Below are 26,049 nucleotides of genomic sequence, written 5' to 3'. Positions count from 1 at the left end.
GGCCTATTCAGCCCGCGCTGCCGCCAAGGCTTGTGGCAGCGCGGCTGCAAATGCGTCCAGATCCACCGCCTCACCACAGCTGACTCGGATACACCGGTTCTGAGGGGCGGCAAAAGGCATTCGCACAAAGATGCCCTGCGCCACCAATGCCTCCAGCACTGCCTTGGCAAATACTCCGTCCTGACCACAATCGATGGCGACAAAATTCGTGGCCGAGGGCAGGGGCTTTAGCCCGTTATCCCGTGCGATCTGGCTGATGCGGTCGCGGGATATGCTGATCTGCTCCTGCGCATGGGCCAGCCATTCAGTATCCTTTAACGCAGCCAGCGCGCCTGTCTGCGCGGCCCTGTTCATGCCGAAATGATTGCGCACCTTGTTGAAGGCCGCGATCAATCCCGGTGCGCCTATGGCATATCCAACCCGCGCCCCGGCCATGCCGTAGACCTTGGAAAACGTGTGCATTCGGATCACACGTGGATCATCCGCCGCGACCGGCGCCGCGGTGCCCTCGGGCGCGCATTCCACATAGGCCTCATCCAGCACCAAGAGGGATCCTTCGGGCAGGCCCTCCATCGCGGCAACGATGTCCGCGCCGCTGTGCCAGCTGCCCATCGGGTTGTCGGGGTTGGCCAGATAGACCAGCTTTGCATCCACTTCCGCGGCCTTGGTGAACAGCGCCGCAGGGTCCTCGTGGTCGCCCTTATACGGCACCTTGCGCAACACGCCGCCAAAGCCTGCCACGTGATAATTGAAGGTCGGATAAGCTCCGTCCGAGGTGACGACCGCATCGCCCGGGCCGACCAGTAACCGCACGAGGTAACCCAACAACCCGTCGATGCCTTCGCCAACCACGATGTTTTCCGGCGTCACTCCGTGATGATCCGCCAGCGCGTGCCGCAGATCATGGTTCTCGGGGTCGCCATACATCCAGATTCCTGTTGCCGCCATCGCCTCGATCGCGCGGGGCGATGGGCCGAAAATGCTCTCATTCGCGCCCAGCCGGGCCACAAATGGTGCGCCGCGCTGACGCTCTTGTGTCTCGGGCCCGACAAAGGGCACGGTTGCGGGCAGTGACAAGGCAAGCGGGGTATAGCGTGGATCAGTCATGCAGCGAGATAACCCCATGGTCCCCCGTCAGGCAACCACCTGCTACAGCACCGCCAGACGTGCCCCGACGTTGTAGTGGAACTTGCCGACCCTTCCGGGCATGGTTTGGGGTAACAGAGATTGGGAGGCCCACATGTCACGCGTATCCGTCGAGTACAAAGATCACATCGCCCATGTCACGCTGACACGCGGCGACAAGATGAACGCGCTGGATGACGCGATGATCAAGGCTTTGCTGTCCGCCGGGCAAGAGGTTGCGGTCTCGAACGTGCGCGCCGTGGTGCTGTCGGGCGAGGGCAAGAGCTTTTGTGCCGGGTTGGACATGGCGAGCTTTGCCAAGATGGCCCATATGGACCCGACCGAATGGCTGATGACCCGCAGCCATGAGGATGCCAACGAGATGCAGGAACTGGCACTGGTCTGGCGACGTGTCCCGGTGCCGGTGATCTGCGCCATTCAGGGCGTGGCTTATGGTGGCGGGCTTCAGATCGCGCTGGGCGCGGATATCCGCATCGCTCACCCCGAGGCCAAGCTGGCTGTGATGGAGATGAAATGGGGCATCATCCCCGACATGGGCGGCATGGTCCTGCTGCCGCAGCTTGTGCGCTCGGACGTGTTGCGTTTGCTGACCTACACCGCGCGTCCCATCGGCGCGCAGCAAGCGGCAGACTGGGGGCTGGTCACGAAACTCTCGGATGATCCGCTGACCGAGGCGCAGGCGCTGGCCGAAGACATTGCAGGCAAAAGCCCCTCGGCCATCCGCGCGGCAAAACGCCTGATCGAAGTGGCTGAGAGCAAATCCCGCGCCGAGGTTTTGATGGAGGAATCTGCCGAACAGGTGGAACTGATTGGCAAACCCGATCAGATGGAGGTGGTGATGGCGCAGATGCAGGGTCGCAAACCCGAGTTCAAGTGATCAGCGCATAAAGGCCCGCCGCGCGTCGCGTGCCATGTTGTACCGCATCTCAAGATCCGCGATCCGGGCCATGGCCGCTTTGCGGTCATCCGGGTCGGTCAGTGCAGCATAGTCTTTTCGCGCTGCATCCAGCTTTTTGCGGATCTCGAATTCTTCGGGAAGCACACCGGCCTGCGCCATAATCCGGTGCCCTGCTGCGATTGCCGGGTCGCTTTGGGCCTCACCTGACCGGTCGGGCAGAGGATGGCCTTCGCCTTCCAGGCCCTCTAGCTGGCCCTCGGCCTGCGCCTTTTTGATCTGGCGTTCGATCAGTTTTCCAAGCGATCCAAACATGACAAGACGATACTCCGGACGTGCGACAGGTGAAAGCGGCTAGCGTGTTCGGTTCGTCACCAAATAAGCAATGCCTCCGGCCAACAGACCCCAGACGGCAGCCCCCAGGCCAAAGACGGATATGCCAGAGGCCGTGATTGCAAAGGTCAAAACCGCAGCCTCCCGCTCGGCAGGGACTTCAAGTGCCGCGTGGGTGGCGTTGGCCAGCACTCCGATCAGTGCGATTCCGGTCAGAGTACCCATCAGCAGAGGATCGGCATGTACGGCGAACCCAGTAATCGCCACCGCGAAAATGCCGAACAGGCAGTAAAACACACCCGCCATTACCGCTGACCAATAGCGCTGGTTCGGGTCGGGGTGGCTGTCCTCGTTGGAACACATCGCGGCGGTGATCGCAGCAAGGCAGGTGGCCGGAGCACCGAAGGGCGCTGACAGAATGCTGGCTGCTCCGACGGATGAGAACAGCTTGCCCGGCATGGGCGCATATCCAAAGCTGCGCATCACGGCGATGCCGGGTATATTCTGTGTGGCCATTGTCACGATGAAAAGCGGGATTGCGATGCCGATGATCGAAGCCAGCGAAAGCGTCGGCATGGTCCAGACCGGTACGGCCATCAGATGAGATGGGGCAACCGATGTATCGCCTGCGTTCAGGACCACAACAATCGCTGCAGCGATCACCGCAGCCGGGACAGCGAACAGCCGGTTGATCCGCCCGGCGATGAACCATGTCAGGATCACCGGCAAGGCTTGCCAAGGCAGGTCAACCGCAGCCTTGAAAGGGATAATGCAAAGGGGCAGCAGAACGCCGCCCAACATCGCCTGCGCCAGCGTCGTTGGGATCGCTGCGGCCAGCCGACCCAATGGGCGCCAAAGCCCGGCCAGAACGGTCAGTGCGCCTGCACACAGGAATGCCCCCACGGCCTCTGAAAACCCTGCCGCTGGAAGCGCGGACACCGCCAATAACGCGACGCCGGGTGTCGACCACGCGACGCTGATGGGTTGCCGGTACCACAGGCTTAGGCCGATAGCCGTCAGACCCATGGTGATGGCGGCCATCATCAGGCCCGAGGCGGATTCGGCCGGGGATGCCCCCATGGCCGCCAACCCCTGCAACACGATGGGGAACGAACTGAAGAACCCGACAATGGCCACAACCAGCCCGGTCGAGATTGTTTGCATCGGGGGGTAGGCGCGCGCCATTTTGACCTCGGGGCTTGTGACCGGCAATTGCTAACAAGGGTTACGCTTTGGGGGCAAGTCCCTTGAGCCAAAAGAAAACCCCACCGACGGATTGGCCGGTGGGGTTTTAATTTGAGTGTTTGGGAAAAGGTGAAGATCAGGCGATCTCGGCCAGACGGGCGAGTGCCTCGTTCAGTTTCTCTTCTTCCTCTTCGCGGGCGGCGAGGTTGGCCTTGGCTTCCGCAACCACTTCTTCCGGGGCCGAGGCTACGAATTTCGGGTTGTTCAGACGCCCGCGCAGGCCGCCCAGTTCCTTGGCCAGCTTGCCCTTGGCTTTTTCCAGCCGTTCCTTTTCGGCACCGATGTCAATGATATCCGCCAGCGGCAGGCCGAAGGAGGCACCGGGAGCGGCGATCGAGATGGTGCCCTTGGGCAGCTCATCGGCCTTAGTCAGGCTGTCGATCCGCGCCAGACGTTTGATCAGCGCCTCATTACGGTCCCAGGCGGCCTGTCCGGTGGCGTCGATCTCGGTCACCAGCATCGGCACATAGAGGCCAGCCGGAACTCGCATCTGCGCACGGGCCGAACGGGTGTTTTCGATCACCGAAATCACCCAGTTCATCTCACGATCCGCATCCGCATCCACCAGATCAGCAGCGGCGTAGGTCGGCCAGTCGGCGTGAACGATCATCTTGGTACGGTTGCCGGTCAGGCCCCACAGCTCTTCGGTGACAAAGGGCATGATCGGGTGCAGCAAGATCATGCACTGATCCAGAACCCAGCGCATGGTGGCGCGAGTCTCGGCCTGTGCTTCGGCGTCGTCGCCCTGCAGCAGCGGTTTCGACAGCTCCACGTACCAGTCGCAGACCTTGCCCCAGACAAAGGCATAGAGTCCGTTGGCCGCGTCGTTGAAGCGATAGCTTTCCAGCGCCGCGTCGACCTCTTCGCGTACACGGGCGGTCTCGCCGATAATCCAGCGATTCACGGCAGCTTTGGGCTTCAGGTCGCCCACGTCCAGTTGCGGAACGGCGTCGGTGAAGACCTCGTTCATCTCGGCAAAGCGGACGGCGTTCCAAAGCTTGGTACCGAAATTGCGATAGCCGGTGATGCGCTCGCGCGACAGCTTCAGCACACCCCCAATGGCCGCCATCGAGGCGTTGGTAAAGCGCAGCGCGTCGGCGCCGAATTCGTCCACGATCTCCAGCGGATCGATAACGTTGCCGGTGGTCTTGGACATCTTCTTGCCCTTCTCGTCACGGACGAGCTGATGCAGGTAGACTGTGTGGAACGGGATTTGATCGACCACCGCCAGTTGCATCATCATCATCCGGGCGACCCAGAAGAACAGTATGTCGAAGCCGGTGATCAGAACGTCCGTCGGGAAATAGCGCTCCAATTCCTCGGTCTGTTCGGGCCAGCCCAGCGTACCGATGGGCCAGAGGCCGGAGGAGAACCAGGTGTCGAGGACGTCGGGGTCGCGCCACACCGGGTAAACCAGCTTGGTCGGGTCTTGGTCGACAGCGTATTGAGCAAGGCTTTCAGCGAACTGGTGGATCGCTTCCTGCTTGTCGGCAACTTCTATAACAGTTGCGTGGCTCAGCGGGCTGGGTATGTTGGCATTGTCATCGAGGAACTTCTCGGTAACGGCCTCAAGACTCGCTGCGCATTCCATGACATTGCCGCGATGCAGCATACCGCCTTCATTCAGCAAGCGGCCCAGTTCGACCAGATCAAGGTCACCATCATTTTCATCGTCGATGAAGTCATCAGCGGACAGATCAAGGCCATACCAAACCGGAATCTGATGCCCCCACCACAGCTGGCGCGAGATGCACCAGGGCTCGATGTTTTCCAGCCAGTGGTAATAGGTCTTCTCGCCCGACTCGGGGATGATCTTGACCGTGCCGTCCTTGACCGCATCCAGCGCGGGGCCGACGACCTTTTCAGCGTCCACGAACCATTGGTCGGTGAACATCGGCTCGATGACCACTTTCGAGCGGTCGCCGAAGGGCTGCATGATCGGTTTGCTCTCGACCAGCGGGACCAGCTTGTCGGCACCTTCGTGTTCCGGCTTCAGCGCGGTCGAACCCAGCCGCGCGTCGTCGGCACGGCACATGACGGCCAGACCGTCATTGGTGATTTCTTCAACCACTTTTGCCCGCGCCTCGAACCGGTCGAGCCCGCGCAGGTGATCGGGGACGAGGTTGATCGCATCAATCTCGTTCTCAGTGAATTCACGCCCGCGCGCGTATTCCTGCGCTTTGCCCGCCTCATCAGCGTAAGGCGCGCCATCGGCCCGCATCGCACCTTTGGTGTCCATCAGGCGATACATGGGGATGCCGCCGCGCTTGGCCACCATGTTGTCGTTGAAGTCATGCGCGCCGGTGATCTTCACCGCGCCCGAGCCGAAATCTGGGTCAGGATAATCATCGGTGATGATCGGGATTTGACGGCGATGCTCTTTCGGACCAACCGGAATTTCGCAGAGTTTCCCAACGATTGGCGCGTATCGCTCATCTGATGGATGAACCGCAACTGCGCCGTCCCCCAGCATGGTTTCAGGTCGAGTGGTGGCGATTGAAATGTAATCCCGTTCCTCGCGGAAGATCACATTCCCATCTTCATCTTTTTCCAAATACTCATATGTCTCACCGTCCGCCAACGGGTACTTGAAATGCCACATGTGACCGGCGACTTCGATATTCTCGACCTCAAGATCCGAGATTGCCGTTTCGAAATGCGGATCCCAGTTGACCAGTCGCTTGCCGCGATAGATCAAACCCTTTTCGTACATATCGACGAAGACCTTGATGACCGCGTCGTGGAAATTGGCGGAGTTCTCATGCCCCGTTCGCGGATCGCGCGGTGCGCCCGCCATGGTGAAGGCGTTACGTGACCAGTCGCAGGAGGAACCCAGACGTTTCAGTTGTTCGATGATTGTGCCGCCGTATTCGCCTTTCCATTCCCAGACCTTGTCCAGAAACGCCTCACGCCCCAGCTCGCGGCGACCGGGCTGCTGGGTGGCGGCCAGCATCTTTTCCACCTGCATCTGCGTCGCGATACCCGCGTGGTCCTGACCGGGCTGCCACAATGTGTCGAAGCCACGCATCCGGTGCCAGCGGATCAGGATGTCCTGTAGAGTATTGTTGAATGCATGGCCCACGTGAAGCGCGCCCGTCACGTTGGGCGGCGGGATCATGATGGTAAAGCTCTCGTCACGTGATTTGTTCGCGCCTGCCTTGAAGGCTCCGGCCTGTTCCCAGGCCTTGTAGATGCGGGCCTCGGCCTCGGCCGCGTTGAATGTCTTTTCCATCGCCATGGGGTGCGTCCTGCGTCATCAATCCTAGGTCAGCGCCTGCAATAACGAAACGTGGCGCGAAGTGGAAGGGTCTGCGGACGCTCTAGACAACGAACGGGCGCAACCTAATGTCGCCTGTGAGGCAGCGACAGGAGCATTCCATGGACAAGTTCGGAAAAAGCCAGCCGGTCAAGCGGGTCGAGGATCAGCGCTTTTTGACCGGGCAGGGGCGGTACATGGATGATGATGTGCCGGGCGATGCTCTGTTCGCGGCCTTCTTCCGCAGCCCGGTTGCGCATGGCCGGATCACCGCTTTGGATCTGGACGCGGCGCGTGATGCGGATGGCGTGCGGCTGGTCATGGCGCTGGATGATCTGGCCGGGGCGGGGATCGATACCGTGATGAGCGCGGCGACGGTGACCAATCGGGATGGGTCCAAGGCGGCAGCACCGGACCGGCATATGCTGGCGAAAGACCGGGTGCGGTTTGTTGGTGAGCCGGTGGCCGTGGTCATCGCCGAAACACCGATGCAGGCCCGCGATGCGGTTGAGTTGATCTGGATGGAGACCGACGACCTGCCCGCCAAGCTGGATGTCGACGCCGGAGGGGAAGTGCTGCACCCCGAGGCCCCTGACAACCGTGCCTTTGATTGGGGGCTAGGGGATGTAGCGGCGACCGAGGCCGCGTTTCAGCAGGCTGCTCATACCGTTTCGCTGAATGTGGCGGACAATAGGGTGATCATCGCCTCGCTGGAACCGCGTGGCTGTCAGGCGCATTGGGCTGATGGGCGGCTGCAGTTTGCCTATGGCGGTCAGGGCGTCTGGGCCATGCGGGCGCAACTGGCACAAAAGCTGAAGCTGGAGCCTGAGGCGATCCGCGTCACCACCCCCGATGTGGGTGGTGGGTTCGGCATGAAGGTGATGCCGTATCCCGAATATTTCTGTGTCGCAGTTGCCGCGATGAAGCTGGGTCAACCCGTCCATTGGATGTCCGACCGGTCCGAAGCGATGCTGTCCGACCATCATGGCCGCGACCTGACCTCGCTGGCCGAGATGGCCTTTGACGCTGAGCACCGCATCACCGCTTATCGGGTGCACAACAAGGTCAACCTCGGCGCCTATAACAGCCATTTCGGTCAGGCGATTCAGACCGATCTGGCCAGCAAGGTTCTGATGGGTGTCTATGACGTTCAGACCACCTTTATGCGGGTTGAAGGGTTTTATACCACTACCACACAGGTCGACGCCTATCGCGGGGCGGGACGGCCCGAGGCGATCTATGTGCTGGAACGGATCATGGACCGTGCGGCGCGTGAACTAGGGGTCGATCCTTGGGAGCTGCGCAGAAAGAACTTCATCCGGCCTGAGAAATTTCCCTACACATCCGCCACCGGCGAAACTTATGACGTCGGCGATTTTGACATGGTCCTGACCCGTGCGGGCGAACAGACGCAGGGCTTTGCCGAACGCAAGGCCGCCGATGCCGAACGCGGCCTGATCCGGGGGCAGGGCCTCTGTTACTATATTGAAAGCATTCTGGGAGACCCGTCCGAGAACGCAAAGATAGCGTTTTGTGAGGATGGCACCGTTAACTTCTATGTTGGAACCCAGTCAAACGGGCAGGGGCATGAGACGGCCTATACTCAGTTTCTGTCGGATCAGACGGGCATTCCCGCGGACCGGATCACCATCATTCAGGGCGACAGCGACCAGCTGCGCCACGGGGGCGGCACCGGTGGGTCGCGCTCGGTCACGGTGCAAAGCACGGCGACATTGGCCACAATCGACGTCATGATCGCCGCATTCACGCCGTATCTGGCCGATAAGATGGGAGTCGAGGAGGCTGACGTGAGCTTTGATCGCGAAACATTCCGCGCGCCCGGGTCAAACCTGACGCCCACCCTGACCGAGGCGGCCGAGATGGCCCGCGTCGATGGTCGCACCGATCTGCTGCAACACGTAGCGCGCGCCAATCTTGATGCGCGCAGCTATCCCAACGGCGCGCATGTTGCCGAAATTGTTATCGATTCCTACACCGGTGAAACATGGGTGGACCACTATACAGTCGTTGATGATTTTGGTAACCTAATCAACCCGATGCTGGCCGAAGGGCAGGTGCATGGCGGTGTGGTCCAGGGCATTGGACAGGCCTTGACCGAGCATGTTGTGCTTGATGCGCAAGGGCAACTGCTCACGGCTTCGTTGATGGACTACGCCTTGCCCCGCGCGGCCGAGATACCCATGATAAAGTTTACCTCGGCGCCGGTTCCGTCAACTTCCAACCCGATGGGTATGAAGGGCTGCGGAGAGGCCGGCACCGTGGGCGCGCTGGCCGCTGTGGCAAACGCGGTTCAGGACGCGCTTTGGGATCACGGGGTGCGGCAGGCGGATATGCCTTTCACACCCAACAGAGTATGGGAATTGTTGACGCATGGTTCTGTCGCGGCTGAGTAGAAAGGTACTGGGATGGCTCGGACGGCCTCTGCGGTCCGAGCACTCGGCCGAGACACCTCATCGCGAGCCTGTCAGCCATGTCATCATCCTCGACGGCACAATGTCGACGCTGGAGCCGGGATTTGAAACCCATGCAGGTCAGGCGTTTCGTCTGTGTCAGGAGATGGGTGGCAAGGTCTCGGTGTTTTACGAGGCTGGGGTTCAGTGGGAAAGCTGGAAAACCTCGCTGGACGTGATGATGGGGCGGGGGATCAACCGCCAGATCCGTCGCGCCTATGGCTATCTTGCATCGCGCTACAAACCCGGTGATCGGATCTACTTTATCGGCTATTCGCGCGGGGCCTACGGCGTGCGCAGCCTTGCCGGGGTGATCGACATGATTGGCCTGCTCAAGGCCGAACACGCCACCGTGCGCAATATCAAGCAGGCCTATCGCCACTACGAATGCAACCCCAACGGCACCGCTGCCCGGGACTTCCGCCGTCAGTTCTGCCACGATGAAATCGCCATCGAAATGATCGGTGTCTGGGATACGGTCAAGGCGCTGGGCCTGCGTCTTCCGTTGCTGTGGCGCCGGGCCGAAGAAAAGCACTCGTTCCACAACCATCAGCTTGGGCCTGCCACCCGGCACGGCTATCACGCCATGGCGCTGGACGAGACGCGCGAGGTTTATGAACCGGTTCTGTGGGAGTGTACCTCTGATTTCAACGGTCACGTAGAACAGGTCTGGTTCCGGGGCACCCACGGTGATGTCGGTGGTCAGTTGAATGGATTCGAAGACGCACGGCCGCTTAGCAACATTTCCCTGATCTGGATGCTGGACAAGGCCGAGCTGCACGGGTTGCCGCTGCCCGACGGCTGGCGCGACCGGTTCCCGACTGCGACCACCGCGCCGTCTGTTGGAACCTGGCGCGGCTGGGGCAAGATTTTCCTGCTGCGCAAACACCGCAAGATTGGTCGCGATCCGTCAGAACGCCTGCATGTCTCGGTCGCACCGGATGAATTGCCGGGCTGGGTGCCGATGCCGGATTTGCCCTCGCATCCGGCGCAGTAGAAGGTCAGCTTGGGACGCAGACGTTTGTGACTTGTTTGATCAGTGCATCCGGACGCTCGACCAGATCGAAGCGCCATCGCCTCGGGGACCAATTGTAGATACGTTCTTCGTCGGTATCATCGACAAACAGCAGACCGTGAAAGTACCATTCGGAAGTCGATTTGTAGCCGGTCTCTGTTGTGTAGAATGAAAACCCACGTAGTTGGTGCAGGGTTTCGATCGGAGAGTTTTCTGCATGCCCGGCGATGCAATAGGGTGAACCACCCGCAATCACACGTGTTTGAATATGGATCATCGGAACGGTCAGCAAAGACCACAGCGCTGCGATAACCGAGACCGCTATTCCGAGCTTTGCAAAACGTGATGGACGTACTTTTCCATCTTTTCCCGACCAGATGAGGAACCCCAACCCCAACGCCATTGTCAGGGTAAGACCATGGAGCAATTGAGTGGTGGAAAACAGAGAAAGTACGCCAGAGGCTAGTGTGAAGAAAACTCCAAGAAGAAGTGTGACGATGAAAAGGGTGTGGGCGAGAATTGTGGGAATCCCGCGCAAACCCATGAGGGCCATGGCTGAAAGGATCAAAGGCACCGCAGGCGCGATCCAGACCACAAGATACATGGCCTGTATCCAAAACTGGAAAGTTCCGAAGGAATAGTTCGGCTCGAAGACAGTTCGATCCAAGGGCTGGAAATAGGCCAAAAAGATCAAGGCAGCGTAGCCGCAGAATAGGTATTTGGGATTCAATTTGAACTGAATCTGAAAAACTCTTGTAAAGAAAGCGGAGTGTTAAGATTGACCGCCCGCCATTGGGCGAGCGGCCAGCCTATTTGTTAGATCAAGCTTACCGGCGGCGGTCGCGGCGCGAGCTCATGGGCTGGAAGGCTACGCCGACATGCGCCTCGCAATAGGGCTTACCGGCTTCTACGGGCAGGCCGCAGAACCAGAAATCCTCGGTCGCGGGGTCGCCCACGGGCCACTTGCAGGTCTTCTCGGTCAGTTCCATCAGCGTCAGCTTCTTCGCCTTCTTCTCGATCTCGTTGACCTTGGCCAGTGCCTCGGGGCTGATTTCATTTGCCGAAGGCTGCGGCGGCAGCGGCTGGCCCGCCGGGATGATCTGACGGCGGGCGGGAACCGCAGGTTTCGCTTCGGCTGCCGGGGCAGGGGCCGGGCGCGCCGGCTCGGTTTTGGGTGCGGGTTTCGGCTTGGCCTCGGCCTTGGGCGCGGGGGCCGGTTTTTCCTTGGGTTCGGCCTTGGCCGGCGTTGCACCGGTTGCGCGGTTGGACAGGCCCAGACGGTGCACTTTGCCGATCACGGCGTTGCGGGTCACACCGCCCAGTTCCTTGGCGATCTGGCTGGCAGACTGGCCCTCGCCCCACATTTTCTTCAGAAGTTCTACGCGCTCGTCAGTCCAGGACATCGGTTGCCTTTCAAAAGCGGAAAGCGGCCCCGGATTCGGGCCGCCTTGGGAATTCGTCTCAGCCCCCTATTTTAATCACTGCGGGCCGAGTTACAAGCGGTCTTCGAATCAGCTATGGGGCAGACATGCAGAATCTTATCGATCAGGACGCGCGCCGGTTTGGGGCGGTCAACTGGATGGGCCTCTACACGCTGGCCAAACGCGAAACCCTGCGGTTTCTGGCGGTCTGGACGCAGACGTTGCTGGCGCCATTGGTGACGGCGGGATTATTCCTACTGATCTTCACCATCGCCATTGGTCCGGGGCGGTCCGACGTGATGGGGGTTCCGTTCCTGATCTTTCTGGCGCCGGGCATCATGATGATGACGGTGATCCAGAATGCGTTTGCCAATACCTCGTCCTCGATCATCATAGCCAAGGTTCAGGGCAACATCGTGGACACTCTGATGCCGCCGCTTTCACCGCTGGAAATCCTGCTGGGTTATCTGGCGGGGGGCGTCATTCGGGGTGTCCTGATCGCCTTTGTCGTTGCGGTCGCGTTTCTGGTGTTCCTGTCCATCGCGCCGCAGAACCTGTTGATTACCCTGATCTTCGTGATCCTCGGAGGTGCGCTCATGGGCGCGCTAGGCCTGTTTGCCGGTATCTTCGCCAATAAATTTGACCAGATGGCGGCGATCACCAACTTCATAGTTACGCCTTTGGCTTTCCTGTCGGGTACCTTCTACTCGGTCGAGGCACTGCCGCCGGTTCTGAACAAGCTGAGCCATCTGAACCCGGTTTTCTACCTAATCGATGGGTTGCGTTACGGGATGATCGGCGTGTCGGATAGCTCGCCTTGGTTGGGCATGGTGGTCTGTGCGGGGGCAACGTTGTTCGTTGGTGCGGTCACTTGGCAAATGCTGCGGACAGGTTACCGACTCAAGGCCTGACGCTGCCGCGTTTCGCGCCAGATCAGGATCAGCCCGCCCGTCAGGATGATGGCCGAGCCGATCTGGCTGATCGCGTCCGGGATTACGCCGAAAACCGCAAAGTCATAGAAGGCGGCGAAAATCAGCGTGGCATAGCTGATCGGAGCCACAAATGATGCGTCTGCGCGCGCCATGCCGTTGACGAAGCAGGCCTGCGCACAGGCCATAAGCACGCCAATACCCGCCAATGCAGCCCATTGCGCGGCGGTTGGCATCTGAAACACGAAGCTGACCGCGACCGAGGCAATCGTCAGCCCCATCGCATTGTTGATCAGCAGAATCTGGATCGGGATTTCCCGGCTCGAGAGTTTCTTGATGAAGATCAGTTCCATCCCAATCACCACCGCTGCTGACAGCGCAAGCAGGGCTGCGGGTTGAAAACTGGCAGGCGTCGGTCGCAGTAGGATAAGTGCTCCGGTCAGGGCGACGGCGGCGGCCAGCCAGCGCCAGGGGCCTACGCCCTCTTTTAACAACGGAACGGCCAGCACCATGGCAAAGACCGGGTTCAGGAAGGAGATTGCCGTGGCATCTGCAATCGGGATGAACGCGACCGAGGCGAACATCAGCGTGATCCCGACCCAACCGAAACTGGTCCGCCCGATATGCAGCCCCCAATGCGGGCGGCGCAGTTTTGGGCGCAGAACGCCAACCGCGCTGACGATAACCAAAAAGGCGAACAGAAACCGCCCGTGACTGATCTGCATCGGATGCAGCGCCGGACCCAGTGTTTCCGTCCCCAACGCTTTGGCCAGCAGCGTTGTGCTCGCGATAAATGCGCTGGCGGCCACGATCAGCAAGGCCGCAAGGGCAGGGTTCTGGCGCACGGGTGTCATGCCCCTAGCGGTGGGCCAGCATCTGGGAAATAGCAAGCAGGAAACTCACGTCTCAGGGTGAAATTTAGGGCGCCGCGATTTTCTGGGTTTTCAGACTGTCTGCGTCCCGCTATACGGCGCGACATGATCAAACACGCACATATCCTGCGACTCCGACGCCGACGCATTGCCGCGTAATCGGCCCGTTTGATCCATTGCGCTCTGTAAATCCGCGCAAACTCCACCAAATCTGTTGACGAACCCTGCCTTCGTGTATCACTCACGGGGCTCAACATATCGAAAAGGATGATCCGATGATCCCGTCCGTTCTGCCGACCTATAATCGTGCGCCCCTGACCTTTGTGAAGGGCGAAGGCGCTTGGCTGACCGAGGCGGACGGCCGACGTTTTCTGGACCTCGGTGCCGGGATCGCGGTGAACGCACTGGGCCACGCGCATCCGGCACTGGTTAATGCGCTGACCGAGCAGGCGCACGCGCTGTGGCATGTGTCGAACCTGTACAACATCCCGCAACAGCAGGCGTTGGCCGACAAGCTGGTCGAGCATACCTTTGCCGACACGGTGTTCTTCACCAATTCGGGCACCGAGTCCTGCGAACTGGCCGTGAAGATGGCCCGCAAGTATTTCTATGACAAAGACCTGCCCGAAAAGGTCGAGATCATTACTTTCAGCGGCTCGTTCCACGGTCGGTCCTCAGCCGGTATCGCGGCGGCCGGGTCCGAGAAGATGACCAAGGGTTTCGGTCCGTTGCTGCCGGGATTCGTGCATGTCACGTTCGGAGACCTCGACGGCGTCACCAATGCCATCACTGACAAGACGGCCGCGATCCTGATCGAGCCGGTGCAAGGCGAAGGTGGTATCCGCCCGGTACCAGATGCTGAGATGAAGGCCCTGCGCCAGATCTGCGACGAAAACGGCCTGCTGCTGATCCTGGACGAGGTGCAATGCGGTGTCGGCCGGACCGGCAAGCTGTTCGCACATGAATGGGCGGGGATTACCCCGGACATCATGATGGTCGCCAAAGGCATAGGCGGGGGCTTCCCTCTGGGCGCGGTGCTGGCCACCGAAGACGCCGCCAGCGGCATGACGGCAGGCACACATGGCTCGACCTATGGCGGCAACCCGCTGGGCTGTGCCGTCGGTTGCGCGGTGATCGATCAGGTCGCCACGCCCGCCTTTCTGGAAGGTGTGAACCGCAAAGCCGGTCTGCTGCGCCAAAAGCTGGAGGGTCTGGTTGCCGATCACCCGGAGGTGTTCGAAGAGGTTCGGGGCTCTGGCCTGATGCTGGGTATCAAATGCACGGCAACCAACACGGACGTGGTGAATGCGGGCTATGACAACGAGGTCATCACCGTTCCCGCTGCCGACAACGTGATCCGCCTGCTGCCACCGCTGACCCTGACCGAGGATGACATCGCGCAGGCCATGATCCGCCTCGACAAGGCCGCCGCGCAGGTCGAAGGCAAGCTTGCGACCGCCTGAACTTCATCTTTTTCCAAGTACTCCGGTTGTGTGGGGGCTGGACCCACTAACCGACAGCCAAAAGCGAAGCGAAATGAACCATTTTCTCGATATCCACAAAACTGACGCAGACGATCTGCGTGTGATGATCAATCAGGCCGGTGAGATGAAAAAGGCCCGTCTGGGCCGCCCGAAAGCTGCGCCGGATGACGACCTTCCGCTCAAGGATCGCATGGTTGCGCTGATCTTCGAAAAACCTTCGACCCGGACCCGTGTGTCCTTTGATGTCGGTGTGCGCCAGATGGGCGGGCAGACCATGGTGCTGTCGGGCAAAGACATGCAGCTGGGCCATGGCGAGACCATCGCCGATACCGCACGTGTTCTGTCGCGCTATGTCGACATGATCATGATCCGGACGTTTGATGAGACGATCCTGACCGAGATGGCCGAATATTCCGACGTGCCGGTGATCAACGGCCTGACCGACCGTACCCATCCCTGCCAGATCATGGCCGACGTGCTGACCTTCGAAGAACATCGCGGCCCCATCGCAGGCAAAAAGGTTGTCTGGACCGGCGACGGCAACAATGTCTGCGCCTCGTTCCTGCACGCGGCGGGGCAGTTCGGGTTTGATCTGACCTTCACCGGCCCGGCGCAGTTCGACCCCGAAGAAGAGTTCATGGGCTTCGCTCGCCAGAAGGGCTCGAAAATCGTGGTCGAGCGGGACCCGTTCAAAGCCGTAGAAGGCGCGGATCTGGTGGTTGCGGACACCTGGGTCTCGATGCACGATTCCCAGTCGGCCAAAGAACGTCGTCACAACCTGCTGCGTCCGTATCAGGTGAACACCGAGCTTATGTCGCACGCCAAGCCCGACGCGCTGTTCATGCACTGCCTGCCCGCGCACCGCGAGGAAGAGGCAACGTCTGAGGTGATGGATGGCCCGAACTCGGTGATCTTTGACGAGGCCGAGAACCGTCTGCACGCGCAAAAGGCCGTGATGCGCTGGTGTCTGGGCGTTTAACGTCTGCGCACATCCCAAACACGCAGTTTGGCGAGCGTTCGGGCGCTCGCCAACAAGACCAGCGCGCAAAGGGCGGATTTGGTCATGATCTCCATCGTGCCTTCGATCAGCATCGCGTGCACGACGCTGCCGGTGATGGTCACAGCGGCCAGTGCCGTGTGACCCAGCCTCCAAACCCGAAACCGAAGACGCATGCGTTGCCGGTAGAGGCCCAGAAAGGCCGCTGCAAAACCCGTCCACATCGCGATAACGCCCCAGGCGGAAAACGGGGTGGGTGAGACGAACAGCAAAGCGTCCACCACATCCGGCGGGCTGGTGATCCATAAGCCGCCGACATGGATCAGGATGGTGGCAACCAACGCGATGCCAACCCATCGATGGCATTGGCGGCTGGCCAGCGGAGAAAGCCCCGGCAGGTATCGACCGGCCAGAAGCGGCTGCAGCAACAGCAACCCCATACCGACCACACCCGCAAAACCTGCGATGATGTAGACCGGATCACGCCACGCCAGAAGCGGGCTGTTCGCCGCCGCGATCAGCGGCACCGCCAGGACGAGGGTCAGGGCCGTCCAGATCAACAGGGCACGTGTCACGAAAGGTCAGAGGGGTTGCAGAACGAAATGCGCGGCGAGGGTCTTGTCCTTTGAACTCGCCATGATCGGCCGCAGGAACACCGTCTCAAACTCACCGCTATCATAGGCCAGATGGCCATGTGGTTGGCCGAAGGCGGGTACGATTTGCGGCATCTCAAGCCGAAACTCCCCATTCGCATTGGTCAGCGTTGCGCCGTGGCTCTGCGGGTCGCGTTCGTGGCCTTCGGTCGTGTGGGCCCAAATCTGGATGCGCTGGCCGGGCAGGGGGGCTCCATCACCAGCGCGCCGCACGGTGCCGGTCATCCAGAACCCGCCGCCGCCGATCCGATCAACGATGGGCGCGCCGGGGCGGTAGTTGTTGGACCCACCGCGCATGGACGGTGTCGGGGCCACCCCCGTCGCACGCGCAGGCAGCAGCAGGCCGGTGGCACCGGTCGCCAGAACGGCACCGCCGAGGGCGATCAGGGAACGACGGGAAAAGCGTGTATTCGTCATGTCGGGACCTCCTGCAAGGTGTCATCCAATGGGACCGGGACGCGCCACGACGCAAAGATAGCACGGTTCGCGCCTTTTCCGAGGCGGGTTTCACGGCCCTGTGATCGCCTCACGTGAATTTCTTTGACGCAACGTGAGTAAGGGTGCCATCCTTGCGATGCCGATCCGAAAGGCCGCCCCATGGACCAGATGCAAACGGTGTCACCTGACGAAATCGCTGCCTTCAAGCGCGACGGGGCCGTCGTCCTGCGTTCGAAGTTCTCGGACCATTGGCTGTCGCTGCTGCGCGCGGGGATCGATGCGGACCTCGCCGCCCCAACCGAAAACTTCACCCGCCATACCAAAGACCCCAGCGCCCCGGCCTATTTCGAGGATTACTGGGCCTGGAACAAAATCCCTCAATTCACCGATTTTGTGCGCAATTCCCCCTGCGCCGCGCTGGCGGGGCAACTGTTAGGCGCGCCGTCGATCAACCTTGTCATGGATAACTGGTTCCTGCGCGAGGCCGGGTCGGCTTCACGCCCGCCATTCCATCAGGACCTGTCCTATTTCGACTTCGAAGGCACGATGTGCGTCCTCTGGTTGCCGCTGGAGCCGGTGACCAAGGAGAACGGTATCACCTTCGTCAAAGGCTCGCACCTCTGGGACAAGCTGTTCATGCGGGTCCGGTTTGCGGACGGGCATCCCAGCTATGAACCGACCGAGGTCGCAGGCCTGACCTATCACCCACCGCCCGATGTCAACGCTGAACCGGACGCCTACGACCTGCTGCAATGGGATATGCAGTTGGGCGATTGCATCTTTTTCGACATGCGTACCCTGCACGGAGGGTTGTCCTCGGTAACGCCAACGGAAACGGTTCGGCGCTTTACCCTGCGGATGACGGCGCCGGACGGGGTCATCCGGTATCGCGGCGACTGGGCAAAAGACGAGCGTGCCCAGTTCGAGGCGGCGGGCTACAGCGAAGGGGATCGCATCGACGGGCCGTTTTTCCCCCGGTTGTGGCCGTAGCTGTCGCAAAAACACCTGCACTCTGATTGTGCAAAATTGCAAGTTTTCTTGTTAAAAATCGCCCTATATCCTTCATTTATGAACTCTAATCCTCTGATCGCAGGAGAGCTGGAATGAGTTGGAACCCGACCCACAACCCCGAATGCCTGTCGGAAAATGCGGCACTTGAGACTTTGATCATCCCACGCGCCCGCGATCTGGGCGGGTTCGAAGTGCGCCGCGCGCTGCCTTCTATCAAACGTCAACTTGTGGGCCCGTTCATCTTTTTTGATCAGATGGGGCCGGCCGAGTTTATCACCGATGGCGGCATCGACGTCCGCCCGCATCCGCATATCGGACTGGGCACCGTTACCTACCTGTATCAGGGCGAGTTCGAACATCGCGACAGTCTTGGCACACATCAGATGATTTACCCGGGCGAGGTCAATTGGATGGTCGCGGGCCGCGGTGTCACGCATTCCGAGCGCACCAGTGAAGAAACGCGGGGCAAGAGACACAGCCTGTTCGGCATCCAGACCTGGATTGCTCTGCCTGAGGCGCATGAGGATATGGCCCCCGATTTCGAGCATCACAAACAAGCCGCGCTTCCGCATATTCAGGACAATGGGGTCAGCGCGCGTCTGATCCTCGGTTCGGCCTATGGGGAAACCAGCCCGGTCACGATGCTGTCCGAAACTTTCTATCTGGACGTACAGCTTGATCCGGGCGCCGCGTTCCCCCTGCCGGATGATCACGAGGACCGGGGTGTCTACGTCACGCAGGGCTCGGTCGAGATTGCAGGTGACAGGTTCGAGGAAGGCCGCATGATGGTGTTCCGCCCGGGCGACCGTCTGTCGGTCAAAGCTGGGCCGATGGGCGCGCGGCTGATGCTGCTGGGTGGCGCGACGCTGAACGAGGAACGTTATATCTGGTGGAACTTCGTGTCGTCCTCGAAGGACAAGATCGAAACCGCCACGCGCGAATGGAAAACCGCCGACTGGGCGAATGGCGCATTCCACCTGCCTCCGGGGGACGATCAAGAGTTCATTCCGATCTCGGAAGAGTTGGAGCGCACCCGGCCACGATTGGTGCGCTGACCACACGTCAGGGGGCCTTGCCCGACACTCTGTTCCCGGCGATCCTTTGCGCCGGGGAGGGACACCATGAAGATCGTGATCGCAGGCGCAGGCAGTATCGGGTGCTATTGCGGGGCCTTGCTGGCCCATGCAGGCCATGACGTGACCCTGCTCGGCCGACCGCGCATTCTGGACCCGATCCGCGACAGGGGGCTGACGGTTACGGATTTCTCGGGCCTGAGTCGTCACGTTTCTTCGCAAAAACTGATCCTGACTGACGACCCAAGCTGTCTGACCACCGCAGAGGCCGTGATCATCACGGTCAAGACTGTCGCTACGGCTGAAATCGCCGCCCGGATCGCCCAGAACACGCCAACATCTCCTCCAATCCTGTCCTGGCAGAACGGGATGGAAAATGCCCGCACTCTGCGTGAAGTGCTGCCGGGCCGCGACGTGCGCGCCGGGATGGTGCCGTTTAACGTAGTGCCGACCGAACCGGCGTGTTTTCATCGGGCGACCTCGGGCGAAATTGTCATCCAAAGCGGCCCCGGTGCTCTGGGTCAAAGGCTCAGCAGCCTGGATCTGCCGGTGATCGAAAGCGATGACATCGACGCGGTGCAATGGGGTAAGCTGGTGATCAACCTCAACAACGCGCTGAACGCGCTGTCCGGTCTGACGCTGAAAGAGCAACTGCTGGACCGCAACTGGCGTCGGTTGATGGCGCAGCAGATGGCCGAAGCTCTGGCGGTTTTGAAGGCGGCCGGTCACCCGGTGGCTTCGACTACACCGCTGCCTGCATGGGTGACGCCGCATATCCTGCGTCTGCCGACGCCGATCTTTACCCGTATTGCGGCGCGGATGTTGACGATAGACCCTAGCGCGCGAACCTCGATGGCCTATGATCTGATGGCAGGGCGTCCGACCGAAATTGACAGTTTGCAAGGCGAGATTATTCGCCTTGGCGCAAAGTTTGATGTGGCGACGCCGATTTGCGCCAAAGTGCGGGCGCTGATCGAACAAGCGCCGGAAACCGCTTTGTCGCCGGATCAGGTCAGGCTTTAGGCAGGGTCAGATAAAGGCCGTCAGGAACACGAAGATCGTCGCAGACATGGCCGCAGCCGCCGGAACGGTAATGACCCAGGCCGCCACGATGGTCATGAAATGCGAACGACGCACCAGTTTGCGGCGCTGATGCTCTTCGCGGGCCAGTCGCTGTTCGGTCGGACGCTGACGGTTCGTTTGCCTCCAGCGGCGGTCCGAGTGCCATTCGCGATAGAAACCAACTCCGAACACCGCTCCCACGGCGATATGGGTCGAGCTGACCGGCAGACCCAGCCAGCTGGCCACGATCACGGTAATCGCCGCCGACAGCGCCACGCAGAAGGCGCGCATCGGGTTCAGCTTGGTGATCTGGCTGCCCACCATCCGGATCAGTTTGGGGCCGAACAGGAACAGACCGAAAGAAATCCCAAATGCGCCAATTACCATCACCCAACTCGGGATCGCCACTTTCGAGGCGAAATCGCCAAATTCAGCCGTGTGCACGATCGCCGCCAAGGGGCCAACCGCATTGGCCACGTCATTGGCGCCATGGGCAAAGCTGAGGAACGTGGCCGAGATTACCAGCGGCAAACCAAACAGTGTTTTCAGAGATTTTGTGCGGTTTTCCATCCCTTCGGACTTGCGCCGCACCCAAGGAACCGTCACTGACCAAACCAGCAGGCCGGAGGCCAGACCGATCAGCAGAGCCATCTCAAGCTCGATCTTCACGATCCGTTTCAGGCCTTTGACAGACAGATAGGTGGCAAACGCCGCTGCCATAACGGCCACAAGGATCGGAACCCATCGGCGCGCAGCGGCAATCTTGTCGTCCTGATACTGGATCTTGGCTTTGATCAAGGCCAGAAAGCCCGCCGCGATCACCCCGCCCAGAACCGGTGAGATCACCCAGCTTGCGGCGATGGCGCTCATCGTGCCCCAGCTTACGGCGCTCAGGCCCGCTGCGGCGATGCCTGCGCCCATCACGCCACCCACGACCGAGTGCGTCGTTGAAACCGGAGCGCCGACCCAGGTGGCAAGGTTGACCCACATTGCCGACGAAATCAGCGCGGCCATCATTGCCCAGATAAATACATTGCTGTTTTGAACCGAGGCCGGGTCGATGATTCCCTTTGAAATGGTTGAGACTACATCCCCACCCGCCAACAACGCGCCTGCGCTTTCGGCGATGGCCGCAATAACGATCGCGCCACCCATAGTCAGAGCATTGGCGCCAACCGCCGGACCCATGTTGTTGGCCACATCGTTGGCGCCGATATTGACCGCCATATAGGCCCCGAAAACCGCTGCCGCGACAACGATCAACCCGCCATCGGCCTGTCCGAAAAACATTGCAGCCGACAGACCGGCCAGCGCAATAAAGGCCAGTGCGATGCCGGGTGCCAGCATCGGGCGCGCAACGTGGACATTTGCGTTTTCGATGCGCGAGATACGGTGCAGGTCGCTGTCCAGCGCCTGCCAACGGGTTTTTGTGGTCATGTTCGACATGGGATTTTGCGGCTTACTTGAGTTGACGCACGCGGCTAGACGGTTTCACCCGCATGGGCAACCGCTTTGTCATCAAATTTTTGCGAAACTGTTACAGTTGGAGCAGTATGTCGCGCAATTCCGGCTCGTTTACGCGGGCGGCCGCAGTCGCAGGTGATACCCAGACCCGTTTGCGTGCACCCGCTTCGGGAAAGTCATCCACTAGATCCTGAACGTCGATCTGATAAACACTGGTCAGTACCTGCAGGGCTGTGCCGTCTTTAAGGATTTTATCATAGGTAAAGTGGCCAACCGGTTCCTTGGCTGGGCCGGGCGCACGCACGCCCGCCTCTTCCCAGGCCTCCTGCAAGGCGGTTTCGGCGCCGTCCTTGCCATCGATCGGCCAGCCTTTGGGGATGATCCAGCGTCCGGTGTCACGGCTGGTGATCAACAGAACCTCGGGCCCGGTATCGGTTTGTCGGGTGCACAGCGCTGCGAACTGCACCCGCCGGGGGCGCAGAAAAATGGGGCGAGCGACCTCCTCCCAGATGTTTTGCAACCATTTTGTCATGATCTGATCAATTACAAGCGCGTTACCTTTAAGCCGCAGAGATATAGCAACACAAAGGCGCATCTTCAATGAGCCTTTTTTGGAAGCGAGTGCACCTTCTTTGCATGGCTGGATGTTTCGCCGAAAAGCCTGAGCAATCGGTCAATCGCGGTTTTGCCCCCGCCGTTTGGCGCGCAGGGTAGGGTCAGCCTGGGTAGGGTCTTCGGGCCAGGGATGCTTGGGGTATTGCGCGCGCATATCTTTGCGGACGTCCGCATAGGACCCGGCCCAGAAACCGGGCAGATCGCGGGTGATCTGGATCGGGCGTTGCGCTGGCGACAACAGGGTGATCTTCAGCGCTTCGCCTCCTACGACAGGGTGCCGCGTGACACCGAACAGCTCCTGCAGGCGCACCGATATTTCGGGCACCGCACCGCCGTAATCAATCGGCACCTTGCGGCCCAACGGTGTCTCAAACGACCCGGGCGCACGGCGGTCCAGCTCTTGTGTCTGGTTCCAGTCCAACCGGGCGCGCAGGGCGGGGAGCAGGTCGAACCGCTTCCAGTCTTCGGCATTGCGGACGCCCGAAAGCATCGGCAGCAACCAGTCTTCAAGGGTTTGGGTCAGTCCCTCGATGGTGAAATCGGGCAGATTTGCGCCCTCGGCCCGCACCAGTTCAACCCGGGCGGCGAGCCGTGCTGCGGCGCCCTCCAGCCGCAGGCCCAAATCGCGTACGCCGTCCAGCATGGCCTGCGCCACCGCGTCGTCCGGGACGTCCTTCCAGATGCGGTCGCTCAGCGTGATTGCCCCGAACCTCTCTTGTTGGCGCGCCACCACCCGCCGGTCGCGTTTTGACCATTCGCAACTGTCGACCCAGACGATCTGATCCGCAAACAGGTCGCGAATTTCGCGTTCCGATATCTGGGCCGCCATGCGCACGCGCGCCTCGCGCGGATTGCCGTCGGTATCCGTGACCACCAGATTGGGCGCGGCGGCCAACGTGTCGCCAGCGTCCAACACAACCCCTTTACCACCGGACAAAACATAGCGCGGCACATCGCCCTTGCGGCGTTGCCCGATCCGGTCGGGATAGGCCAGCGCGGCCATCGAAGCAGGGCTTAGATCGGCGGAGTTGCCCTGTTTGCGCAGCCGCTTAGCCTCAGCCTTGATCCGATCTACGGCACCCGCATTCACCTGCCAGACCCGATTGCGCTGAAACGCGCGCATGTCGCGCAACGCTTCCAGCCGCAGCAGCATGTCCGCCGGAGCCCCTTTGAGCGGGTCGCGTTCCGCCATCAGTGCGGCCAAGGGCGCGGCGTTTGGCCCGGCGCGCACCAGCATGTGCCCCAAACGAGGGTGCAGGGGCAGCGCGGCCAGCGCACGCCCGTGTTCGGTGATCCGCCCTTTGGCATCCAGCGCGCCGAGCATGTTCAGCAGGCCCTTCGCCTCGGCCATGGTGCCTTCGGGCGGTGGTGTCAGGAAGGCCAGATCGCCCGGATCGGCGCCCCACAGCGCCAGTTCCAGCGCCAGCCCGGTCAGGTCGGCGGCTTCGATCTCGGCCGGGGGATAAGCGGCCAGAGCACCTTCTTCGCCCTTGGACCACAATCGATAGCAGATTCCTTCGGCCACGCGCCCGGCACGGCCTGTACGCTGGGTGGCCTCGGCGCGCGTTACGCGCTCTGTTACCAGCCGCGACATGCCCGATCCCGGATCGAACCGGGCCCGACGTGCTTGCCCCATATCGACCACAACGCGGATGTCGGGGATGGTCAGCGAGGTCTCGGCGATCGACGTGGCCAGCACCACTTTGCGCCCGGTTTCAACAGGTGCAATCGCGGCGCGCTGGGCGGCAAAGGGCATCGCCCCGAACAAGGGGCGCACCACGCAATCGCCGGGTAAACGCCCGGACAACGCGGCCTCGGCCCGACGGATTTCGCCCTCGCCGGGCAGGAACACCAACACGCCGCCGCCGGTTTTGCGCGTGTCCCGCTCGGCCTGGGCCACCAGATCGGCCAGAGCATCCAGTCGCCGAGCCTGCACCCCCAAGGGCCGGTCCAGCCAGCGGGTTTCAACCGGATAGCTGCGCCCCTCGGAGGTGACGAGGGGAGCCTCCATCAGCCGGCCCACGGGTTCAGCATCCAGCGTTGCGGACATCGCCAGCAGGATAAGATCGTCCCGCAGCGCGCCGGTGACCTCAAGGCACAACGCCAGGCCCAGATCGGCGTTCAGAGAGCGTTCGTGGAATTCGTCGAAGATTACCGCACCCACGCCGGGCAGGTCAGGGTCAGATTGCAGCATCCGGGTCAGGATGCCCTCGGTGACCACCTCGATCCGCGTGGATTTCGAAACCTTGGCGTCGCTACGGACCCGGTAGCCGACCGTCTCACCCGCGCGCTGCCCCAAAGTTTCCGCCATCCGTTCAGCCGCGGCGCGTGCGGCCAGCCTGCGCGGTTCCAGCATCACGATCTTGCCATCACACACGCCCGCTTCGAGCATCGCCAGCGGCACCCGTGTCGTCTTGCCCGCACCCGGAGGCGCCTGCAACACGGCACGGCCCGCAGCCTTGAGGGCGGCAAGCAGGTCAGGGATGGCGTCGTCGATGGGCAAGCGTGTCATGCAGGCTTTATCCGCCAACCGTTCCGCAAGGTCCAGTTCCGACAGGCTGCGGCAATTCTCATGGCGCTTGGCACTGGACAAAACCCGTTCTGCTACGCCATCAAGGCGAAAATCGGGTAGGGGACGCGCATGAACACCGCTGAGCTGGGCGACAGGATTTTGAATGGCGAGCGCCGCGCGCTGGCACGGGCGATCACGCTGGTCGAAAGCGGCCGTGACGATCACCGGGCGCAGGCGACCGAGCTGCTGGCCCATGTCGCCAAGTCCCAGCGGCAATCCCTGCGCATCGGTCTGTCGGGAACGCCCGGGGTGGGCAAGTCCACCTTTATCGAGAGCTTCGGCATGATGCTGATCGGGCAGGGGCTGCGCGTAGCGGTGCTGGCGGTCGATCCCAGCTCGGCCCGGTCGGGTGGCTCGATTCTGGGTGACAAAACCCGGATGGAGCGTCTGAGCCGCGAGAAAAATGCTTTTATCCGCCCGTCGCCCAGTCAATCGCATCTGGGTGGTGTCGCACGCCGCACGCGCGAGGCGATTGCTTTGTGCGAGGCGGCGGCTTTCGACGTGGTTCTGATCGAAACCGTGGGCGTGGGCCAATCGGAAACCGTCGTGTCCGAGATGTCGGACCTGTTCCTTTTGCTGCTGGCCCCGGCGGGCGGGGACGAGTTGCAGGGCGTTAAGCGCGGCATCATGGAAATGGCCGACATGATTCTGGTCAACAAGGCGGACGGAGACCTGAAGGCCACCGCCACCCGTACCTGTGCCGATTACGCCGGTGCCCTGCGCCTGTTGCGCAAACGACCGCAGGATCCGGAAGGGTTCCCCAAGGCCATGACGGTCTCGGCGGTCGAAGAACATGGGCTGGAGGGTGCTTGGACCGAGATGCAGTCCCTCACCCAGTCGCGCCGGGACAGCGGCCATTGGGACGCGAACCGGGCGGCGCAGGCGCAATACTGGTTCGAGCAAGAGGTGCGCGCGGCCCTTCTGGCGCAATTGTCCACCGCTCAGGCGCGGGCGGATATGGAGCAGTTGGGCGCACAGGTGCGGGCAGGTGGGCTGAGCCCCTCGGCCGCCGCGGAATCCATGCTGTCGTCACTGATTCCCCGTTAGACGTTCTGGTTGATTGTTACGCGGCGGACACTCGGACTGAAGCCGGGGTT

The 26,049-nt window shown here is 61.2% G+C and carries 22 protein-coding genes; 10 read left to right on the top strand and 12 right to left on the bottom strand.

The genetic code is table 11. The annotated features are described in order from the left end of the window. Positions 1–3: 3 nt before the first annotated feature. On the bottom strand, positions 4–1,107 hold the full coding sequence (locus ACR0KW_RS07005) for a pyridoxal phosphate-dependent aminotransferase (RefSeq protein ID WP_480804349.1): 1,104 nt from the start codon (positions 1,105–1,107) through the stop codon (positions 4–6). A gap of 133 nt (positions 1,108–1,240) precedes the next feature. On the opposite strand from ACR0KW_RS07005, the gene ACR0KW_RS07000 reads away from it, so the two are divergent. Then, positions 1,241–2,023 carry a crotonase/enoyl-CoA hydratase family protein gene (locus ACR0KW_RS07000; RefSeq protein ID WP_480804348.1) on the top strand — a complete coding sequence of 261 codons (783 nt, stop codon included), beginning with the start codon at positions 1,241–1,243 and terminating at the stop codon, positions 2,021–2,023. Here the strand turns inward: ACR0KW_RS07000 and ACR0KW_RS06995 are convergent, their stop codons facing one another. The 3 genes from ACR0KW_RS06995 to ACR0KW_RS06985 form a co-directional block, all read right to left on the bottom strand. Then, a complete protein-coding gene (locus ACR0KW_RS06995; protein WP_480804347.1) occupies positions 2,024–2,356 on the bottom strand; it encodes a DnaJ family domain-containing protein in 333 nt (110 codons plus the stop codon). 39 nt (positions 2,357–2,395) lie between these two features. Beyond that, positions 2,396–3,559: a benzoate/H(+) symporter BenE family transporter gene (locus tag ACR0KW_RS06990; protein ID WP_480804346.1), complete on the bottom strand. Its 1,164-nt coding sequence runs from the start codon at positions 3,557–3,559 to the stop codon at positions 2,396–2,398. A 136-nt stretch (positions 3,560–3,695) separates the two neighbouring features. Next, positions 3,696–6,857: a valine--tRNA ligase gene (locus ACR0KW_RS06985; protein ID WP_480804345.1), complete on the bottom strand. Its 3,162-nt coding sequence runs from the start codon at positions 6,855–6,857 to the stop codon at positions 3,696–3,698. Positions 6,858–6,997: 140 nt separating this feature from the next. Here ACR0KW_RS06985 and ACR0KW_RS06980 point away from each other — a divergent pair, with 140 nt between their 5' ends. Beyond that, the gene (locus tag ACR0KW_RS06980) at positions 6,998–9,289 is read left to right on the top strand and encodes a xanthine dehydrogenase family protein molybdopterin-binding subunit (RefSeq protein WP_480804344.1); all 2,292 of its coding nucleotides are present in this window, start codon (positions 6,998–7,000) and stop codon (positions 9,287–9,289) included. After that, a complete protein-coding gene (locus tag ACR0KW_RS06975) occupies positions 9,267–10,343 on the top strand; it encodes a DUF2235 domain-containing protein (RefSeq protein ID WP_480804343.1) in 1,077 nt (358 codons plus the stop codon). The genes ACR0KW_RS06980 and ACR0KW_RS06975 overlap by 23 nt, the downstream gene beginning before the upstream one ends. A gap of 4 nt (positions 10,344–10,347) precedes the next feature. On the opposite strand, the gene ACR0KW_RS06970 is transcribed toward ACR0KW_RS06975, so the two are convergent. Then, on the bottom strand, positions 10,348–10,965 hold the full coding sequence (locus tag ACR0KW_RS06970) for a hypothetical protein (RefSeq protein ID WP_480804342.1): 618 nt from the start codon (positions 10,963–10,965) through the stop codon (positions 10,348–10,350). A gap of 223 nt (positions 10,966–11,188) precedes the next feature. Next, a complete protein-coding gene (locus tag ACR0KW_RS06965; protein ID WP_170445228.1) occupies positions 11,189–11,764 on the bottom strand; it encodes a GcrA family cell cycle regulator in 576 nt (191 codons plus the stop codon). 125 nt (positions 11,765–11,889) lie between these two features. Between ACR0KW_RS06965 and ACR0KW_RS06960 the strand changes: the two genes are divergently transcribed. Next, positions 11,890–12,693 (top strand): ABC transporter permease, encoded by an 804-nt coding sequence (locus tag ACR0KW_RS06960; protein ID WP_480804341.1) that lies wholly within the window; start codon positions 11,890–11,892, stop codon positions 12,691–12,693. Here the strand turns inward: ACR0KW_RS06960 and ACR0KW_RS06955 are convergent. Further along, positions 12,675–13,565, bottom strand: coding sequence for a DMT family transporter (locus ACR0KW_RS06955; protein ID WP_480804340.1), 891 nt, complete (start codon positions 13,563–13,565; stop codon positions 12,675–12,677). The genes ACR0KW_RS06960 and ACR0KW_RS06955 overlap by 19 nt on opposite strands. A 293-nt stretch (positions 13,566–13,858) precedes the next feature. Between ACR0KW_RS06955 and ACR0KW_RS06950 the strand changes: the two genes are divergently transcribed. Both ACR0KW_RS06950 and argF read left to right on the top strand, forming a co-directional pair. Continuing rightward, on the top strand, positions 13,859–15,046 hold the full coding sequence (locus tag ACR0KW_RS06950) for an aspartate aminotransferase family protein (RefSeq protein WP_170326839.1): 1,188 nt from the start codon (positions 13,859–13,861) through the stop codon (positions 15,044–15,046). Between the two features lie 73 nt (positions 15,047–15,119). Beyond that, positions 15,120–16,046: an ornithine carbamoyltransferase gene (gene argF / locus ACR0KW_RS06945; protein ID WP_480804339.1), complete on the top strand. Its 927-nt coding sequence runs from the start codon at positions 15,120–15,122 to the stop codon at positions 16,044–16,046. Here argF and ACR0KW_RS06940 read toward each other — a convergent pair. Then, complete coding sequence (locus ACR0KW_RS06940) at positions 16,043–16,639, bottom strand: ferric reductase-like transmembrane domain-containing protein (RefSeq protein ID WP_480804338.1); 597 nt, start codon at positions 16,637–16,639, stop codon at positions 16,043–16,045. The two genes, argF and ACR0KW_RS06940, sit on opposite strands and share 4 nt — an antisense overlap. Before the next feature lie 6 nt (positions 16,640–16,645). Beyond that, positions 16,646–17,134 carry a twin-arginine translocation pathway signal gene (locus tag ACR0KW_RS06935; protein ID WP_480804337.1) on the bottom strand — a complete coding sequence of 163 codons (489 nt, stop codon included), beginning with the start codon at positions 17,132–17,134 and terminating at the stop codon, positions 16,646–16,648. Positions 17,135–17,314: 180 nt separating this feature from the next. Between ACR0KW_RS06935 and ACR0KW_RS06930 the strand changes: the two genes are divergently transcribed. The 3 genes from ACR0KW_RS06930 (at position 17,315) to ACR0KW_RS06920 (ending at position 20,262) form a co-directional block, all read left to right on the top strand. After that, entirely contained in the window at positions 17,315–18,145 is an 831-nt protein-coding gene (locus tag ACR0KW_RS06930) for a phytanoyl-CoA dioxygenase family protein (RefSeq protein WP_480804336.1), read from the top strand. Between the two features lie 113 nt (positions 18,146–18,258). Continuing rightward, positions 18,259–19,221, top strand: coding sequence for a pirin family protein (locus ACR0KW_RS06925; protein ID WP_480804335.1), 963 nt, complete (start codon positions 18,259–18,261; stop codon positions 19,219–19,221). Between the two features lie 66 nt (positions 19,222–19,287). Then, positions 19,288–20,262 carry a 2-dehydropantoate 2-reductase gene (locus ACR0KW_RS06920; protein WP_480804334.1) on the top strand — a complete coding sequence of 325 codons (975 nt, stop codon included), beginning with the start codon at positions 19,288–19,290 and terminating at the stop codon, positions 20,260–20,262. A 6-nt stretch (positions 20,263–20,268) separates the two neighbouring features. Here the strand turns inward: ACR0KW_RS06920 and ACR0KW_RS06915 are convergent, their stop codons facing one another. The 3 genes from ACR0KW_RS06915 to hrpB form a co-directional block, all read right to left on the bottom strand. Then, entirely contained in the window at positions 20,269–21,747 is a 1,479-nt protein-coding gene (locus tag ACR0KW_RS06915) for an inorganic phosphate transporter (RefSeq protein ID WP_480804333.1), read from the bottom strand. Between the two features lie 91 nt (positions 21,748–21,838). Continuing rightward, on the bottom strand, positions 21,839–22,297 hold the full coding sequence (locus ACR0KW_RS06910; RefSeq protein ID WP_480804332.1) for an NUDIX hydrolase: 459 nt from the start codon (positions 22,295–22,297) through the stop codon (positions 21,839–21,841). A 141-nt stretch (positions 22,298–22,438) separates the two neighbouring features. After that, the gene (hrpB, locus tag ACR0KW_RS06905) at positions 22,439–24,892 is read right to left on the bottom strand and encodes an ATP-dependent helicase HrpB (RefSeq protein ID WP_480804720.1); all 2,454 of its coding nucleotides are present in this window, start codon (positions 24,890–24,892) and stop codon (positions 22,439–22,441) included. Positions 24,893–25,021: 129 nt separating this feature from the next. Between hrpB and meaB the strand changes: the two genes are divergently transcribed. Beyond that, positions 25,022–25,999 (top strand): methylmalonyl Co-A mutase-associated GTPase MeaB, encoded by a 978-nt coding sequence (gene meaB / locus ACR0KW_RS06900; protein WP_480804331.1) that lies wholly within the window; start codon positions 25,022–25,024, stop codon positions 25,997–25,999. Positions 26,000–26,049: the final 50 nt, after the last annotated feature.

The organism is Ruegeria sp. CG11, assembly GCF_056537245.1.
The sequence above is the reverse complement of the archived record's forward strand: the minus strand, read 5'-3'. Positions and strand labels throughout refer to the sequence as shown.